The sequence below is a fragment of the Pseudomonas sp. AU12215 genome (assembly GCF_001675465.2).
Classification (GTDB): domain Bacteria; phylum Pseudomonadota; class Gammaproteobacteria; order Pseudomonadales; family Pseudomonadaceae; genus Pseudomonas; species Pseudomonas nitroreducens.
Map to the genome: position 1 here is coordinate 107516 of NZ_MACM02000009.1, position 16073 is coordinate 123588.

At 65.7% G+C, this 16073-nt stretch carries 12 protein-coding genes; 6 read left to right on the forward strand and 6 right to left on the reverse strand.

What is annotated here, in order from left to right:
• Positions 1–5 precede the first annotated feature (5 nt).
• Together A9513_RS03860 and A9513_RS03865 are read right to left on the reverse strand one after the other, a co-directional pair.
• Positions 6–560 carry an antibiotic biosynthesis monooxygenase gene (locus A9513_RS03860; protein WP_024762463.1) on the reverse strand — a complete coding sequence of 185 codons (555 nt, stop codon included), beginning with the start codon at positions 558–560 and terminating at the stop codon, positions 6–8.
• A 68-nt stretch (positions 561–628) separates the two neighbouring features.
• The gene (locus A9513_RS03865; RefSeq protein ID WP_065084022.1) at positions 629–1645 is read right to left on the reverse strand and encodes an alpha/beta hydrolase; all 1017 of its coding nucleotides are present in this window, start codon (positions 1643–1645) and stop codon (positions 629–631) included.
• A 456-nt stretch (positions 1646–2101) separates the two neighbouring features.
• On the opposite strand from A9513_RS03865, the gene A9513_RS03870 reads away from it, so the two are divergent.
• From A9513_RS03870 to A9513_RS03880, 3 genes are all read left to right on the forward strand, one after another.
• Entirely contained in the window at positions 2102–5245 is a 3144-nt protein-coding gene (locus A9513_RS03870; RefSeq protein ID WP_065084023.1) for an autotransporter outer membrane beta-barrel domain-containing protein, read from the forward strand.
• Between the two features lie 154 nt (positions 5246–5399).
• On the forward strand, positions 5400–7403 hold the full coding sequence (locus A9513_RS03875) for a U32 family peptidase (protein ID WP_065084024.1): 2004 nt from the start codon (positions 5400–5402) through the stop codon (positions 7401–7403).
• An 88-nt stretch (positions 7404–7491) separates the two neighbouring features.
• Positions 7492–7893, forward strand: coding sequence for a hypothetical protein (locus tag A9513_RS03880; protein WP_065084025.1), 402 nt, complete (start codon positions 7492–7494; stop codon positions 7891–7893).
• On the opposite strand, the gene A9513_RS03885 is transcribed toward A9513_RS03880, so the two are convergent.
• From A9513_RS03885 to A9513_RS03895, 3 genes are all read right to left on the reverse strand, one after another.
• Complete coding sequence (locus A9513_RS03885) at positions 7894–9219, reverse strand: OprD family porin (protein ID WP_205345936.1); 1326 nt, start codon at positions 9217–9219, stop codon at positions 7894–7896. It abuts the gene before it with no gap.
• Between the two features lie 2 nt (positions 9220–9221).
• A complete protein-coding gene (locus tag A9513_RS03890; protein WP_065084026.1) occupies positions 9222–10400 on the reverse strand; it encodes a DUF1624 domain-containing protein in 1179 nt (392 codons plus the stop codon).
• Positions 10401–10512: 112 nt separating this feature from the next.
• Positions 10513–11133 carry an FMN-binding negative transcriptional regulator gene (locus A9513_RS03895; RefSeq protein WP_065084027.1) on the reverse strand — a complete coding sequence of 207 codons (621 nt, stop codon included), beginning with the start codon at positions 11131–11133 and terminating at the stop codon, positions 10513–10515.
• Between the two features lie 214 nt (positions 11134–11347).
• Between A9513_RS03895 and A9513_RS03900 the strand changes: the two genes are divergently transcribed.
• The 3 genes from A9513_RS03900 to A9513_RS03910 all read left to right on the forward strand — a co-directional run bounded on the left by A9513_RS03900 (position 11348) and on the right by A9513_RS03910 (position 14932).
• Positions 11348–12541, forward strand: coding sequence for a GGDEF domain-containing protein (locus A9513_RS03900; protein ID WP_065084028.1), 1194 nt, complete (start codon positions 11348–11350; stop codon positions 12539–12541).
• A 106-nt stretch (positions 12542–12647) separates the two neighbouring features.
• Positions 12648–14171 (forward strand): sensor domain-containing diguanylate cyclase, encoded by a 1524-nt coding sequence (locus A9513_RS03905; RefSeq protein ID WP_024762456.1) that lies wholly within the window; start codon positions 12648–12650, stop codon positions 14169–14171.
• Entirely contained in the window at positions 14171–14932 is a 762-nt protein-coding gene (locus tag A9513_RS03910) for an NAD-dependent deacylase (RefSeq protein ID WP_065084075.1), read from the forward strand. The genes A9513_RS03905 and A9513_RS03910 overlap by 1 nt, the downstream gene beginning before the upstream one ends.
• A 34-nt stretch (positions 14933–14966) precedes the next feature.
• On the opposite strand, the gene A9513_RS03915 is transcribed toward A9513_RS03910, so the two are convergent.
• Positions 14967–16070: an agmatine/peptidylarginine deiminase gene (locus tag A9513_RS03915; RefSeq protein WP_065084029.1), complete on the reverse strand. Its 1104-nt coding sequence runs from the start codon at positions 16068–16070 to the stop codon at positions 14967–14969.
• Between the last annotated feature and the right edge of the window lie 3 nt (positions 16071–16073).

Consider the following 16073-nt stretch of genomic DNA (forward strand, 5'->3'; position numbering starts at 1 on the left):
TTCGATCAGCGGGCGTTGAGCCAGGCGGAGAACAGGCGCGTGGCCCGTGGCATGAAAACGTAGACCACCAGCAGGACGATGGTCGCGACGATGAGCATGTTGGCCGGCACGAAGCCACCCAGCAGCGGGATTTGCGTGAACAGCGGGCGCCAGAGCTGCGGCACCAGCATCACCAGCGGCAGGATCACCAGATAGGAGACGGCCGCCTGTTTCCAGCGCGGCGGCTGCTTCTGCGGGTTGTCAGGGGCGGTGAACCAGAACTCGTGGGCGCGGTGCAGTTCCTTCTGCTCGCCGTCGATCAGGTGCGGGTCGGCACGCTCGATCAGCTCGCGGCGCTGCGGCGAGTCGAGCCAGGCCTGCAGTTCATCGGCGCTGGCGAAGCGCAGGACCGAGGTGAAGTGGTCGCCCTGGCGCATCACGTCCACGCCCAGGTGGCCGGGGAACTCGCTGGCAGCGCGGGTCAGCTCGCGCAGGATGGTTTCATAGGCGGCGACGCTGTCGGGGCGGGCGCGGTGGCGGATGATCAGAGTGACGGACTCTTGCTGGGTCGGCTGGTTCATGCAGGTTCCCTCCGGAAAAGTGGCCTCCCCCTTGGTGGAGGAGGCAAGCGGCTCGTTCGACAGACGGCTTACTGCAGATGAGCTTTCAGCTCTTCACCGGCCTGGCGCATGGCGGACTGTACCGCCGGGACCTGGCTGATCACGTTGAGCAGACCGTAGTCGTGGATCATTCCGTTGTAGCGCACCGAAGTGACCGCCACACCGGCGGCGTCGAGTTTGCGACCGTAGGCTTCGCCCTCGTCACGCAGTACGTCGGATTCGGCGGTCTGGATCAGCGTGGGCGGCAGGCCCTTGAGCTGGTCGGTGGTCGCGCGTAACGGAGAAGCGTAGATCTCGGCGCGCTGTTTCGGGTCGGTGGTGTAGCTGTCCCAGAACCACTGCATCATCGGCTTGGTGAGGAAGTGCCCCTGGGCGAACTGGTTGTATGAGCCGGTCTCGAAGCTGGCATCGGTCACCGGCCACAGCAGCGCCTGGAAGCGCAGCTTGGGTGCGCCCTTGTCCTTGGCCATCAGAGCGACCACCGCCGCCATGTTGCCGCCAACGCTGTTACCGGCCACGGCCAGGCGCTTGCCGTCGACGTTGATCTCCTTGCCGTGTTCGGCGACCCACTTCGTCGCGGCGTAGGCCTGATTGATCGCCACCGGGTAATGCGCCTCGGGGGACGGGGTGTAGTCGACGTAGACCGCCACCGCGCCGGAGTTCACCACCAGGTCGCGTATCAGGCGGGCGTGGGTCGGGTAGTCGCCCAGCACCCAGCCGCCGCCATGGAAGTACATGAACGCCGGCAGCGTTCCTTTCACGCCGGCCGGGCGGACGATGGTCAGCTTCACCGGACCGACCTCGGTCTGCACGGTCTTCTCGCTGACCTGGGTGCCGGAGAGGTCGACCTTCACCGAGGCCTGGGCTCCGGTCAGCACGGCGCGGGCATCCTTGGGCGACAGGGTTTCCAGCGGTTGGCCCTTGCCGGCCTCCAGGGCTTCGAGGAAGGCCTGGGTGTTGTGTTCGACAGTCGGGTTGCCGGCGGCGAAGACGTTGCCGATGGCCAGGGCGAGAGAGGCGGCGAGCAGGGATTGCTTGAAGTTCATGATTCGGTTCCTTGAAAGTGGGGGAGGTGTTCCGAGAGGACGAACGAATCTTGATCCATGCCCGCAAAGCGCGGAATAGACAGGCTTGCAGGGTCGCTTTGCAGTTTTGCAAGGGCACCGCCCTGCCCTCTGCAATGCCGCATGGACGCTGCATTGCTCAGCTCCAGTGCGGGTGCGTATTGATTCAGGTCAGGCGCAAATCCGCCTGGCCATGACGTTTCTCAATACCCATGCCGGATTCGAAAACCTTCTGACATAACTCAAGGGCGTGCCCAGGCCGTGTAGCCGACAATCACCGCCGCTACCAACTCCCGTGAGTGACTCACAGTGCCAGGACACCACCACTGAAACCCACCGCCCCACCCCTTCACGCCAGGCAACCCCTGGTGCGGCACACGGAAACTGCGCAACCGGGTTCTCTTCACCCATCCCGCCGAGAGGCGGTAGGAATCCGTGATGAAGAACACCCCATTGATGCTCTTCCTGGCCAGCCCGCTGGCCATGGCCACCGCGATGGCGGCCAATAGCGTCACCGAAAGCAACCAGAGCTACACCGCCAACCAGAGCGGCCTTTACGAGGATTTCACTCAGGTTGGCACCATCAAGACGTTCAACGTCAGCGGCGGCGCCATCATCACCATGACCGGGCCGAGCGGCTCGCCCCTGGTGCTCACCGGGCAGACCGTCAGAACCGACGCCGGCAACACCCTCGACATCAAGGGCGCTGGCAGCCTGGTCACCGTCAACGGCGATCTGACTTATAACTACGGCAGCAACACCAACCCCGCCGGCAAGTACGTCTACAACGGCATCGCCGTCACCGGCGGCGGCCGCTTCGTGATCAACGGCAACCTCACTGCCACCTCGACCAACTCCGGCTACAGCAGCCCGAAAAGCGCGATGTATGTGGATGGCACGACATCCAGCGCGGAAATCAACGGCAACGCCAACCTGACCATCGCTGGCGGCAAGGGTCTGTTCGCCGCCAATGGCGGGACCATCGACATGACCTCGAAAGACGGCACGCCCTATGTGCTGACGGTCACCAACAAGTCCAGCCAGCGTTCGGTGGAAGCCAACAATGGCGGCACCGTGACCCTCGACCTGGTGGACATGAACGGTACCTCCTACCTGAGCAACGGCGTGGGCCTGTACGCCACCAAGAACTCGTCCATCACCTTCATGGGTGGCGACTTCAACCAGACCACCAGCCGCCCGGGCGCCAATGCGCTGTTTGCCCTCAACCATTCGAGCGTCACCGCCACCGGCTATGACGGCGGCCACCTGCGGATCAAGACCGGCGGCCTCAACGAAATCGGCGCCTGGGCCACCGGCAACTCTCAGGTGACCATCAACAGCGAGAAGCATCAGGACTTCCAGACGGTGATCCACACCACCGGCACCGGGCAATCCCATGGTCTGGCCGCAGGCTCGCTGGGCGGCGGCAGTGCCAGCGCCCCCGTCGACAGCGGCCACGCCGGCGCGCAGTACGGCAACTCCGAAGTCACGGTGTACGGCAAGACCGATATCACCACCGAAGGCAAGGACTCCGCCGGTCTGCGGGTGATGGGTGACGGCGCGAAGATCACGCTCACACCGCTGGTGGCTGGCGTGCGCAACAGCATCACCTCCGCCGCCAGCGCGATCCGCTACTCCTTCGCCAACGGCTACAGCCTCGCCAGCAACGGCGACCGCCTCGAAGGCGGCCAGGTGATCGACCTCACCGACACCGACATGGCGCACCTCGATGGCGCCACCGGCACCGCCGGGCTGATCGAAGTCGGCGGCCTCGCCGGGCGCACCAGTGACGGGCAGAACAGCGGCATCATGAATGTCGCCGATGCGGTGAAGGACGCCACCCTGAACCTCGCCAACAGCAGCGCTACCGCCCAGGACGGGCGCAGCCTGCTCAACGTCAACGCCAGCCAGAACAGCGCCGACGGCGTGTTTGCCAGCAGCTTCACGCTCAACGCCGAGAGCAGCGAACTGGTGGGCCGCGCGGTGACCGACAGCACCGTTGCCGGCGATGGCAGCGTCAGTAGCGCCACGCTCAACCTCAAGGGCTCGCGCTGGTTCCTGCTGGACAAGAACAGCAGCGAGGCCAGCCACTACGCCACCTCGAACCTCACGGCGCTGGACCTGCAGGACGACTCGCAGGTCTACCTCAACAGCCGCGAGTCCTGGCAGAACGGCTTTGCCGCCAACCAGCCGGAGCACTACGGCAGCCTGCAACTGGGCTCGCTGAGCGGCGCCGGGGCGTTCCACTTCTACACCGACATCGTCAACCAGCTGACCGACAAGCTGACCATCACGGGTACCGACGGCAGCACCGGCAACCATTCGGTCCTGGTGGCCAACGACGGCTCGCAGAGCACCCTGGGCGACGAGCGCATCGAGATCATCGAAACCAACGGTGGCAGCGGCCAGTTCGGCCTCTACGAAGGCGCGCTGGTGGAGCTGGGCGGCAACACCTATGCCCTGCGCAAGAACGAGGACGATAACTGGGAGCTGTATGGCTATACCGTGCCGCCGGTTGATCCGGGCCCGACCGACCCGGTCGATCCACAGCCTCCAGTTGACCCTATACCGCCAGTAGACCCGACACCGCCTGGCCCGGTCGAACCCGGCGACCCTGTAGCGCCGACGCCGCCCGGCCCGGCCCCGGGCCCCGGCACCTCGACTACCCGCGCCTTCCACGCCCAGGTGCACACCAACTACCTGCTGTCCTACCTGGACATGCAGACCCTGCTGCAACGCATGGGTGAGCTGCGCTACACCGAGCGCGATACCGACGGCAACGTCTGGTTGCGCACCAACGGCGGCCGCCTGCACTCCTTCGCCGGCAGCAACTTCGACGGCTACCGCCTGAGCTACCAGGGCATCCAGCTGGGCGTGGACCGCCGCGTGCCGGTGTCCAGCGGCGACCTGTTCGTCGGCGCCATGATCGGCCATACCGAGGCCGACCAGAGCTTCGACGAAGGCAGCGGCGGCGCGCGCAACACCCACGTCGGCATCTACGGCACCTGGCTGCACGAGAACGGCTTCTACATCGACACCGTGCTCAAGGCTGCGCACCTGAAGAACAACTTCAGCGTCAACGACACCCAGGGCAATCGCGTGAAGAGCTCCGGCAGCAGCAACGGCTACTCCGCCTCGGTGGAAACCGGCAAACGCTTCACCCTGCACCGCGAGAAGGACAGCCAGTGGTTCGTCGAGCCCCAGGCGCAACTGGTCTACACCGACCAGGGCGGCTTCTCCTCGCGCGCCAGCAACGGCCTGAAGATCCACTACGACGACTACGACTCACTGCTGGCTCGCGCCGGCGGCATCGTCGGCTACGAGCTGAGCAACGCTAAACACAAGTCCGAGGTGTACCTGAAGGGCGGTTACGTTCGCGAGCTGATGGCCGACGACATCGGCTACCGGATCAACGGCACGCCCAAGCAGAGTTCGGACTTCAGTGGCGGCTGGCGCGAGGCGGCCGTGGGCGTCTCCACGCGCCTGACCGACGGCCACAGCCTGTTCATGGAAGTGGGTTACCGCGACGGCGACAACTTCGACCAGAACCACGCCAACGTCGGCTACCGGTTCGAATACTGAGCCACCCGGGGCGGCTGGTAACGGCCGCCCCGTTCTTTACAGGCGCCCCCTGCGCACCGTCCGGCACGCCACGGATGCCGGCGCGGCGTTTGACCGGTACAATGCGCGATTGCCCGTTCCATACCTGATAAGCACGCCTGATAAAGAAGAAACCATGTCCTTGCCCAAACACCATCTGGAACTGCTCAGCCCTGCCCGCGATGTCCACATCGCCCGCGAGGCCATCCTGCATGGCGCCGACGCCGTCTACATCGGCGGCCCGAACTTCGGCGCGCGGCACAATGCCTGCAACGAGGTGAGCGATATCGCCCAGCTGGTGGAGTTCGCCCATCGCTACCACGCGCGGGTGTTCACCACGATCAACACCATCCTCCACGACAACGAGCTGGAGCCGGCGCGCGCGCTGATCCACCAGCTCTACGACGCCGGTGTCGACGCGCTGATCGTGCAGGACCTGGGCATCATGGAACTGGACATCCCGCCGATCGAGCTGCACGCCAGCACCCAGACCGACATCCGTACCCTGGGCCGGGCGAAGTTCCTCGACCAGGCCGGCTTCTCCCAGCTGGTACTGGCCCGCGAGCTGAACCTGCAGGAAATCCGCGCCATCGCCGACGAGACCGACGCGGCCATCGAGTTCTTCATCCACGGCGCGCTCTGCGTGGCCTTCTCCGGCCAGTGCAACATCTCCCACGCCCAGACCGGCCGCAGCGCCAACCGCGGCGACTGCTCCCAGGCCTGCCGCCTGCCCTACACCCTGAAGGATGACCAGGGCCGCGTGGTGGCCTTCGAGAAGCACCTGCTGTCGATGAAGGACAACAACCAGAGCGCCAACCTCAGCGCCCTGGTGGACGCCGGCGTGCGCTCCTTCAAGATCGAAGGGCGCTACAAGGACATGGGCTACGTGAAGAACATCACTGCCTACTACCGCCAGCGCCTGGACGGCATCCTCGCCGAGCGCCCGGACCTGGCCCGCGCCTCCAGCGGCCGCACCGACCACTTCTTCGTGCCGGACCCGGACAAGACCTTCCACCGCGGCAGCACCGACTACTTCGTCAGCGACCGCAAGATCGACATCGGCGCCTTCGACTCGCCGACCTTCACCGGCCTGCCGGTGGGCACCGTGGAAAAGGTCGGCAAGCGCGACCTGCTGGTGGTGACCAAGGACCCGCTGTCCAACGGCGACGGCCTCAACGTGCTGGTCAAGCGCGAAGTGGTCGGTTTCCGCGCCAACATTGCCGAGCCGAAGGGCGAGTTCGAGGAAGACGGCGAGAAGCGCTACCGCTACCGCGTCGAGCCCAACGAGATGCCCGAAGGCCTCTACCGCCTGCGCCCGAACCACCCGCTGTCGCGCAACCTCGACCACAACTGGCAGCAGGCGCTGCAGAAGACGTCCGCCGAGCGCCGCGTCGGCCTGTCGTGGGTCGCCAAGCTGCGTGAAGAGCGCCTGGAACTGACCGCCACCAGCGAAGAAGGCGTCAGCGCCAGCGTCGCCCTGGACGGCCCGTTCGGTGCCGCCAACAAGCCCGAACAGGCGCTGGACCAGTTGCACGACCTGCTCGGCCAGCTGGGCACCACCCAGTATCACGCCGACGCCATCGAGCTGGACGCCCCGCAGGCGTTCTTCATCCCCAACTCCCAGCTCAAGTCGCTGCGCCGCGAGGCCATCGAGGCGTTGACCGAAGCCCGCGTGCAGGCCCACCCGCGCGGCGGCCGCAAGGCCGAGACCAACCCGCCGCCGGTGTACCCGGAGTCGCATCTGTCATTCCTGTACAACGTGTACAACGAGAAGGCCCGCGCGTTTTACCACCGCCATGGTGTGCAACTGATCGATGCCGCGTACGAAGCCCACGAGGAAACCGGCGAAGTGCCGGTGATGATCACCAAGCACTGCCTGCGCTTCTCCTTCAACCTGTGCCCGAAACAGGCCAAGGGCGTCACCGGCGTGCGCACCAAGGTGCAGCCGATGCAACTGATCCACGGCGATGAAGTGCTGACCCTGAAGTTCGACTGCAAGCCGTGCGAGATGCACGTGATCGGCAAGATCAAGGGCCACATCCTCGGCCTGCCGCAGCCGGGCAGCGAAGGCGTGAACACCATCGTCGGGCAGATCAGCCCGGAAGACCTGCTCAAGACCATTCGCAAGCCGGCGCACTGAGGCAGACCTGAACCTGCAGGGGCGCATTCGCTCGCTCCTGCAGATCTCCCCCCTGCGCAACTCCCCGATCCCCCGCTATGATCGGGGCATGCCCACCACGCCCCCGCTCCGCCAGCAATGCCCACCCGGCGCCTGCAACTGCGACCGGGAACGGCTATTGGAGACACCCAACGCCGACCTGCGAATCCTGCTGCTGACCCGGCACGAGGAGCAGCGCCTGCTCGAGCGCCTGGAAAATCTCAAGGACCTGGCGGACCTGGAGCACCTGCTGCACAGGCTCTTCGATCAACTCGGCATTCGCCTGCACATCGCCCCCGGCTTCAACGAAGTGCGCACCATGCGCGGCATCGAGTTTGCCTTCGAGGAGCAGCCTGGCCTCTGCCGCAAGACCCGCCAGGCCATTCCCGCCGCGATCCGCCGGGGCCTGGAGAAGAACCCGGAAATCGCCTGGCGGCTGCTGGACGCCCACGACCTGCTCGGCGGGCTCTGATCAGAAGCCGCCTTCCAGCGGGTATTCCACGGCAACCCGCAACTGGTCGGTATTGAGTTCCGTCTGCGCGGCGTTGGCGCGATGGCTGTTGTGCATCAGTACCAGCCGCAGCCCCTTGACCGGGCCTTCCGGCACACGGTATTGCAGCATCAGGTCGCGCTCCCAGTGCTGGCCACCCTCGCCATAACCCAGGTACGCGTAACCGCCACGCGGGTCGACGTGGCTGCCATCGATGCCGGTGCCGCGCACGTAGGCCGCCGCCATCGACAGCCCCGGCACTCCGAGCGCCGCCAGGTCCAGGTCATAGCGCAGTTGCCAGGAACGCTCGTTGGGCGCATTGAAGTCCGACAGTTGCACTGCGTTGGTGAGGAAGATCGCACCGCGTGTCACGTAGTCGAACGGCGTATCACCGTCGACCTGCTGGTAACCGACGCTCAGTCGGTGCGCGCCGAAGCCGTAGACGCCAAGCAGGCTCCAGGTGGTGTTGTCGATCCGCCCGGAGAACGCTCGCCCGGTATCTCGACTGCGATAGAGATTGAGGTTCAGCGACAGGTCCTGTCCCTCGCCCAACGGCTGGCTGAAGGTGCCGCCCAGGTAATCCTGGCGCCAGGTATCCTCGTAGCGCGAGGTGAACAGGCTGAGATTTGTGCCCTTTGTGGGCGAATAGGTGAAGCCCGCCAGGTCGAAAGCAGTGCCCTGGCGACCATTGGAATAATTCACCACGAAGCCGCGATCATGGCTGGAAGCGTTGCGGTCGGTGCTTTCGGTGAAGTGCCCAGCCACCAGCCGCAGCGCGGAAAGCTCCTCGCTGGAGAGAAAGAAACCGCTGGCCGTTTCCGGCAGCAGGCGACTGTCGGAGGAGCTGAATACCGGGGTTTTCACCCGCTGTTCGCCCCACCACAGTGTCGTCGAAGACACCCGCGCCTTCAGCGCCGCACCGCCACGGGCAAAGCTATCCTTGGGATGACCGTCATTGTCCAGGCCGACCAACCGTGCCTTACCGGCGCGACCGCCGCCACTGTCCAGCAGCACGCCCTGATACAGATGCGCGTCCAGCCCCAGCCCGACGCTGCCTCGAGTAAATCCGGACTGCAGGCTGCCCATCAGCCCGTAGGCCCATTCCTGCGCATAGCCATTGCGTTCATTGCGGGGCTTGTAGGCGTTGCGCGCGGCGCTGTTGCGATCACCGTGGCGGTATTCGCGCTGGTCGAACAGCGTGCGGTTTAGCAGGCTCCAGCGGCTGTCCTCAACAAAACCATTGGATTCCTCCTGCCCCGCACCAAATGCCGGTACGGACAACGCCAGCAACACGGCGGAGCTGCGCAGCCTCACAGGTACTTCAGCCAGGCGATATCGCGGCGGCGGGCCTTGAGGCGGGCGAACCAGTGCACCGGCGGATAAAGCACGACGATCAGCAACAGCGCGCCACCCCAGACCGCCCACACCGAATCGAAGCCGAAGTACTGCCCGTGGTTCAGCCCCCAGATTGCCACCGCGACCAGATAAAGCAGCTTCAGCACATAGAGGTGCAGCAGGTAGAAGAACATCGGCGCCGCGCCGAACACCGCCAGCCGGCGGGCCAGGGCGCCCTGCCCGCGGCGCTCGAAGAACACCAGCAGGAGCAGGCCGATCCCCAGGGTCAGGACAAGGAACAGCAGCGACGGCGGGTACTTGGTGATGTTGAAGAAGCTCATCAGCAGTTGCAGGCCGTTGTCGCCGTCGCCCCAAGGCTTCTCGCCGTAGCCGTTGTTCAGGCGCAGGACGATGAAACCGCCCAGTGCGATGGCCGCCGTCAGCAGCAGGTTGCGCGTGCGCCGGGCGGCATTGGCCGAACGTCCGAACCAGGGCCCGGCTGCATAACCCAAGGCAATCACGCCGATCCACGGCAGCAGCGGATAGGACGTACGCAGGCGCAGCGCATTGCCCAGTCCGATCCAGCCGCGATCGTGCAACACCGCCCAGGGCACATGGGCCCAGTGCTCGGGTGCAAAGTGCACCCCATCCAGCAGGTTGTGTCCCGCCACCAGCACCAGCCCAAGCCCCACCAGGGCAGCACGCGGCAGCCAGACCAGCGCGGAGAGCGCCAGCATGCTCAGGCCGATGGCCCAGATTACCTGCAGGTAGATCACCTTGGGCGGCAACTGGAAAGTCCAGGCGAAGTTCACCAGGGTCACTTCCAGCAGCACCAGGAACAGCCCGCGCTTGAGCAGGAAGGCCGAAACCGCCACGCGGCCCTCGTGCCTCTCGCCATAGAGGAAGGCGGAAAGCCCGGTGAGGAAGACGAAAACCGGCGCGCAGAGGTGCGCCAGGGTGCGACTGAAGAACAGCGCGGGGTCGGTCTGGGTCACGTCCATCGGATCGCTCACCTGCAGGTGCAGGTAAAACGTCTCACGGACGTGGTCCAGCAGCATGAAGAGAATCACCAGCCCGCGCAGGGCATCGATGGAGTGGAGTCGGGTAGTGGCTTTGGTGATGGCAGCTGAGAGAGGTGTGATGGCGGAGGTCATTGAGGGAATCGACTGCGATTGAATTGTAATATTATTACATTTCAGGTAGCCGACCTGCCAACCCCTTAAAACATGCAGACATGTCTACGACGGCCATCCGCACCCGCGGGCCTCATTCCATGGCGCGCTGCATCGCGGCGGAAAGTTCGCTGCTGCCAAGCTGTTCCAACCGCTCGGCGGCGCCCAGGCGATCACGTTCTTCCTTGTTCTGGCTGAGTTTGGACTTGCCGACGATCTCGCTGATTTCCACCTCGATGCCGACGATGTTGGCCAGCATGCCGCTGATGAACTCCGGGGTGGAATCGCTCATCTTCCAGGGCTTCGCTTCACTGGCCTCGTGGGTGCGGGTCAGGCGGCCGACCACGCCGCGCACGAAGCGCTCCTCGTCCATCACTTTCAGGCGACCGCGCACGTGCACCACCTGGTAGTTCCAGGTCGGCACCTGGCGGTGTGCTTCGTGCTTGCTCGGGTACCAGTTGGGCGACACATAGGCGTGCTGGCCGCGAAAGATCACCAGCACTTCCTCACCGTCGGATTCCTGCCACACGGGGTTGTTGCGGGCGACGTGGGCGCGCAGCAGCGGCCGCTCGGTGGAGAGTTCCAGTTCGAAGGGCAGATGATTGGCGTCCAGCAGGCCGCCATGACCGGTGACCAGGATGCCCAGGGGATACTCGCGGATCAGCCGGTGCAACTCGTCCGTCCGGGTTTCCTCGAAATGCGCGGGTACGTACATGAAAGGCCTCGACAGCAGGTGACAGGGATCATCATGCCGCGGTATTGGCACCTTATAAAGATCCATTGCCGACCCTGGCGACAGAGCCAATCCCCGGCGACCGAAGATTTGGTACACCCTATGCATCACCCCGCTGGACGGCAATGATGCCGCCCCCTACTCTAGCCCTTGGCCAGCATTCGCCCCGGACGGCAGACACAGGCTCCCACTCTCCATGACCGCACCCGAGTTTCCCGCCGCTCCTCCCCGGCAATCCCAGGGGAGAATTCCGCCGCGCCTGCACGATGCCTACAAGGCGTACGTGGTCCAGCATTACCGGCGTTTCCTGCTGGCGATCAACTTCATCGCCATGGCCGCCTACGACTCCTACGTGCTGGCCGACGCGCTGCTGATCCCGGACATGGCCAAGGAGTCCCTGCTTCTGCGCAGTGGCCTGAGCCTGATCGGCCTGCTCAATATCTTCCTGGTGTTCCGCTTCAGCCGCAGCGTGCTGGTGATGGACATGCTGATGCCGGTGCACGACATCATCTCCACCGTCGCCTGGTTCGAGCTGCTCAAGCGCAGTGCCTCGCCGGACGTGCCGTTCTTCCTCTATGCCTCGGTGGTGTTCATCTTGTTGGGCAACCTCGGCGTGCGCTACTCGTTCAAGGGCATCGCCGTGGTGTCGGCGATCATTTCGGCGATCATTCTCTACAACGTCTGGCTGATCCATGACGGGGCGACCAAGCCGCTGCTGATCTTCACCCTGGTGTACCTGCCCATCGCGCTGTTCAGCCTGTTCATCAGCTGGACCAACATCAAGGGCGTGCGCCAGGCATTCCTCGCCGATCTCGAGGAGCGCCGCCAGCGCACGGAGCTCGCCGCCCTCAACCTGCGCCTGCAGGAGCTGGCCACCACCGACGGTCTCACCGGCGTGGGCAACCGCCGTGCGCTGGACCTGCAACTCAATGAAAGCTGGCACGGCATGCGCGCCCACGGACGCCCCTTCGCCCTGCTGATGGCCGACATCGACTACTTCAAGCCGTACAACGACCATTACGGGCACCAGGCCGGTGACCGCTGCTTGTGCCAGGTGGCCGAGAATCTCGCCGGCACTCTGCGCGGCGGGCAGGCCAACGTCTATCGTTATGGCGGTGAGGAATTCGCCATCGTGCTGGAAGCGACCAGTGCCGAAGACCTGCGCTGCATCGCCGAACGACTGCGCGAACAGGTGGCGAGCCTGGGCATCGAGCACCTGCACCGGCCCGACAGCCTGCGCCAGTTGACGATCAGCCTCGGTGCGGCAATGGCCAACGAGGGCGGACTGCACGAACCGCGCGAGCTGCTCGCCCGCTGCGACCGGCATCTGTATATCGCCAAGCAGAAAGGTCGCAACCGTGTGCAACTCAGCGGCATGCCAGGCGTCTGACCACCATAGCCAACCCGGCACGTGCTGCCGGCGTCTCCCAGGACTGCGCCGGGCGATGCCCGCCCTGCGTGACGACCACCACAGGGAACGTCCCTACGAGGCCAGTGTGAAACGCGACATCCGCCTTGCCATCCTCCTGCTGTCGATCATCAGCCTGGCCGTCGCCATCGCCACGGCCTGGGAGCTGTGGTCGGCCCGCGAGCGCACGCTGGCGGAAACCACCACGCACAACCTCAACCTCACCCAGGCGCTGGACACCTACGTCGAGGGTATTGTCACGCAGAGCTCCATGCTGCTGCTCGGCATTGCCGAACGCCTGGAACACGAAGGCCTCGACGCTCCGCAGCTGCAACGCCTCAACGAACTGGTGCAGCGCCAGCAGCACCTGCTCGTGCAGCTCAATGGCGTCGGCATCTACGACGCCCAGGGCAACTGGCTGATGACCTCCACCGGCCCCTTCCCGCGCGGCTCCAACAGCGCCGACCGTGCGTACTTCATCCACCATCGCGACAACCCTTCGCTGGAGGCCTACATCGACGGACCGATCCACAGCCGCTCCACCGGCGTCTGGGTAATCACCGTCAGCCGCCGCTACAACGACGCCCAGGGCAACTTTGCCGGGGTGATAGTGGCGGCGCTCGGCGTGCAGGACTTCCTGCGCCTGTTCGGCAAGATCGATATCGGCAGGACCGGCGCCATCGGTGTTGCCACCAGCAGCGGCCAGGTGCTGGTGCGCTATCCCTTCCGCGAGAGCGACATGGGCCGCGTGCTCTCGCGCTCGCCGATCTTCACCCAGTACCTGGATGAAACCACGGTCGGCAGCGCCACCTTCGCGTCCTCCCTCGATGGCGTCGAGCGCATCTATGCCTTCCGCAAGAACGAGCGCTACCCACTGGTGACTTCCGTCGCCCTGGGCAAGGACGAAGCCCTGGCCGCCTGGCGCGCCGACGCCTGGCGCACGGTCGCCATCGCCTTCGGCCTGCTGATGGTCATCGTGGTGATCGGCAGCCTGCTGATCCTCGCCATCCAGCGCCGCATCGGCACCGAACGCCTGCTGCGCGACGCCCGCGAAGACCTGATCAAGGCCAACCGCCAGCTGGAAGTCCTCGCCTCCCGCGACCCCCTGACCGGCCTGGAGAACCGCCGCAGCTTCGACGACCACCTGATCGCCGAACTGCGCCGCGCCCACCGGGAGCGCACGCCGCTGGGACTGCTGCTGATCGACGTCGACCACTTCAAGCGCTTCAACGACACCTACGGTCACCCCGCCGGCGACGACTGTTTGCGTCGCATCGGTCGCGTCCTCGCCGACAGCGTCCGCCGCCCCGCTGATCTTGCAGCGCGCTATGGCGGCGAGGAACTCGCCGTGATCCTGCCCCATACCGGCCCCGATGGCGCCCAGGCCGTGGCCGAGCAGTTCATGCAGCGCCTGCAGACGGCCAACCTCACCCACGCCGGCAGCCCGCTGGGCCGAATCACCGCCAGCATCGGCATCGCCACCCTGCCCGGCGGCAGCGACAGTAGCCCGCAGGCGCTAATCGAAGCCGCCGACCGCGCGTTGTACCGTGCCAAGGCCGCTGGCCGCAATCGCCTGGAAAATGCCCCCACGCTGCCGGGAGCCGCACCGTGATATTCGAACCCGCCCTGCTCGACGCCCTGCGCAACGCCCATCACGTGGTGGTATTCACCGGTGCTGGTGTTTCCGCCGAGAGTGGTGTCCCCACCTTCCGCGACCGCCTCAGCGGGCTGTGGCAGCGTTTCGACGCCGCATCCCTGGCCACCGCCCAGGCGTTCCGTGCCGACCCGCCGCTGGTCTGGGGCTGGTATGAATGGCGACGCAGCGTCGTCCATCGCGCGCAGCCCAATCCCGCGCACCTGGCCATCGCAGCGCTGGCGGGCAAGGTGCCGAAGTTCACGCTGATCACCCAGAACGTCGACGATCTCCACGAGCGCGCCGGCAGCCACGACGTCACCCACCTGCACGGCCAACTGGAACGCCCACGCTGTTTCGACTGCCAGCGCGAACCCGACGCAGCGCTGCCGGTTCCGGATGAGCCTGAGGCAGGGCGCCGCGTACCGCCGCCGGCCTGCGCCCATTGCGGCGGCCCGCTGCGCCCCGGCGTGGTGTGGTTCGGCGAAGGCCTGCCGATGAATGCCCTCAACCACGCCTTCCAGGCCGCCGAAGACTGCGACCTGCTGATCTCCGTGGGCACCTCCGGCGTGGTCTACCCGGCGGCCGAAGTCCCGCAGATCGCCTGGCGCGCCGGGGCCACCGTCCTGCACATCAACCCCGCACCGGGCCCGCTGCATGGCGAACGCGACTTCGCCCTCGCCAGCGCGGCGGGCACGGCCCTGCCAGCTTTGCTGATCGAGGCTTTCGCCGAGCGCTGATCGCGCGACGAAGAGCCCGGCAGCACGACGCGGCTTACACCGCCGGCATCTGCAACGTCACGCAATGGATGCCGCCGCCACCGGCGGCGATCGGGTCGATGTTCAGCTGCACGATCTCCCGGTCCGGGTACAGCTCGCTGAGCAAGGCATGGCAATGCTCGTCCGCCGCCGCATCGCCAAACTTCGGCGCAATCACCCCGCCATTCACCGGCAGGTAGTTGATGTAGCCGGCTGCGAAATCCGGGTTGTCGCGGCTGTAGGCGCTGGGCTTGGGCTTCATCGGCGGCGGCAGCGTGTGCAGCTTCAGCGGACGGCCATCGGCATCCGTAGCGGTCTTGAGGATTTCCAGGTGGCGGCGGGTGACAGCGTGGTCATAGGACTGCGGATCATTGTCCAGGTTGACCACCACCACGCCCGGCTCGACGAAGCGCGCGTAGAAGTCCACGTGCGCATCGGTGATGTCCTTGCCACGGATGCCCGGCAGCCAGATCACCTTGCGCAGCCCCAGCATGCGCTTGAGTTCCGCCTCGACGCGAGGGCGCGACCAGCCAGGATTGCGGTTGTCGTTGACCCAGCAGCTTTCGGTGAAGATCGCCGTGCCGTGGCCATCCACCTCGATGCCGCCGCCCTCCCCGCACAGCTCGCTGACGATGGCCTTGACCTCCAGGTCTTCGGCCAGTGCCGCCGACACTTCACGGTCGCGCTCGGCGTGCTGCTTGCCGCCCCAGCCGTTGAAGTTGAAGTCGGCCAGTGCCAGGCCGCCCGAGGTGCCGTCGACAAGGAAGCAACCGCCGTAGTCGCGCACCCAGATGTCATCCACCGGCACCGGCAGGAAGTCGACATTCTGCCCACCGCAGGCACGCTTGGCCTCGGCCTGCTGCTCCGGCCGGCAGAGCACGGTCACCGGCTGAAACTCGGCAATGGCGCGGGCCAGCCGCGCCACGGTGGCGTTGACGTCGGGGGCAATGTCTTCCCAGACTTCAGCGCTCGCCGCGTAAGCGACGTACACCCGTTCCTGCTTGCGGTGTTCGTCGGGCATGGTCCACTTGCCCGCGGCCAGGGCGACGCGCCCCAACCCCAGGCCGAGCCCGGCGGCCAGCGTGATGCCGGTGCCGAGCAGGTTTCTGCGTGTCATCATCCT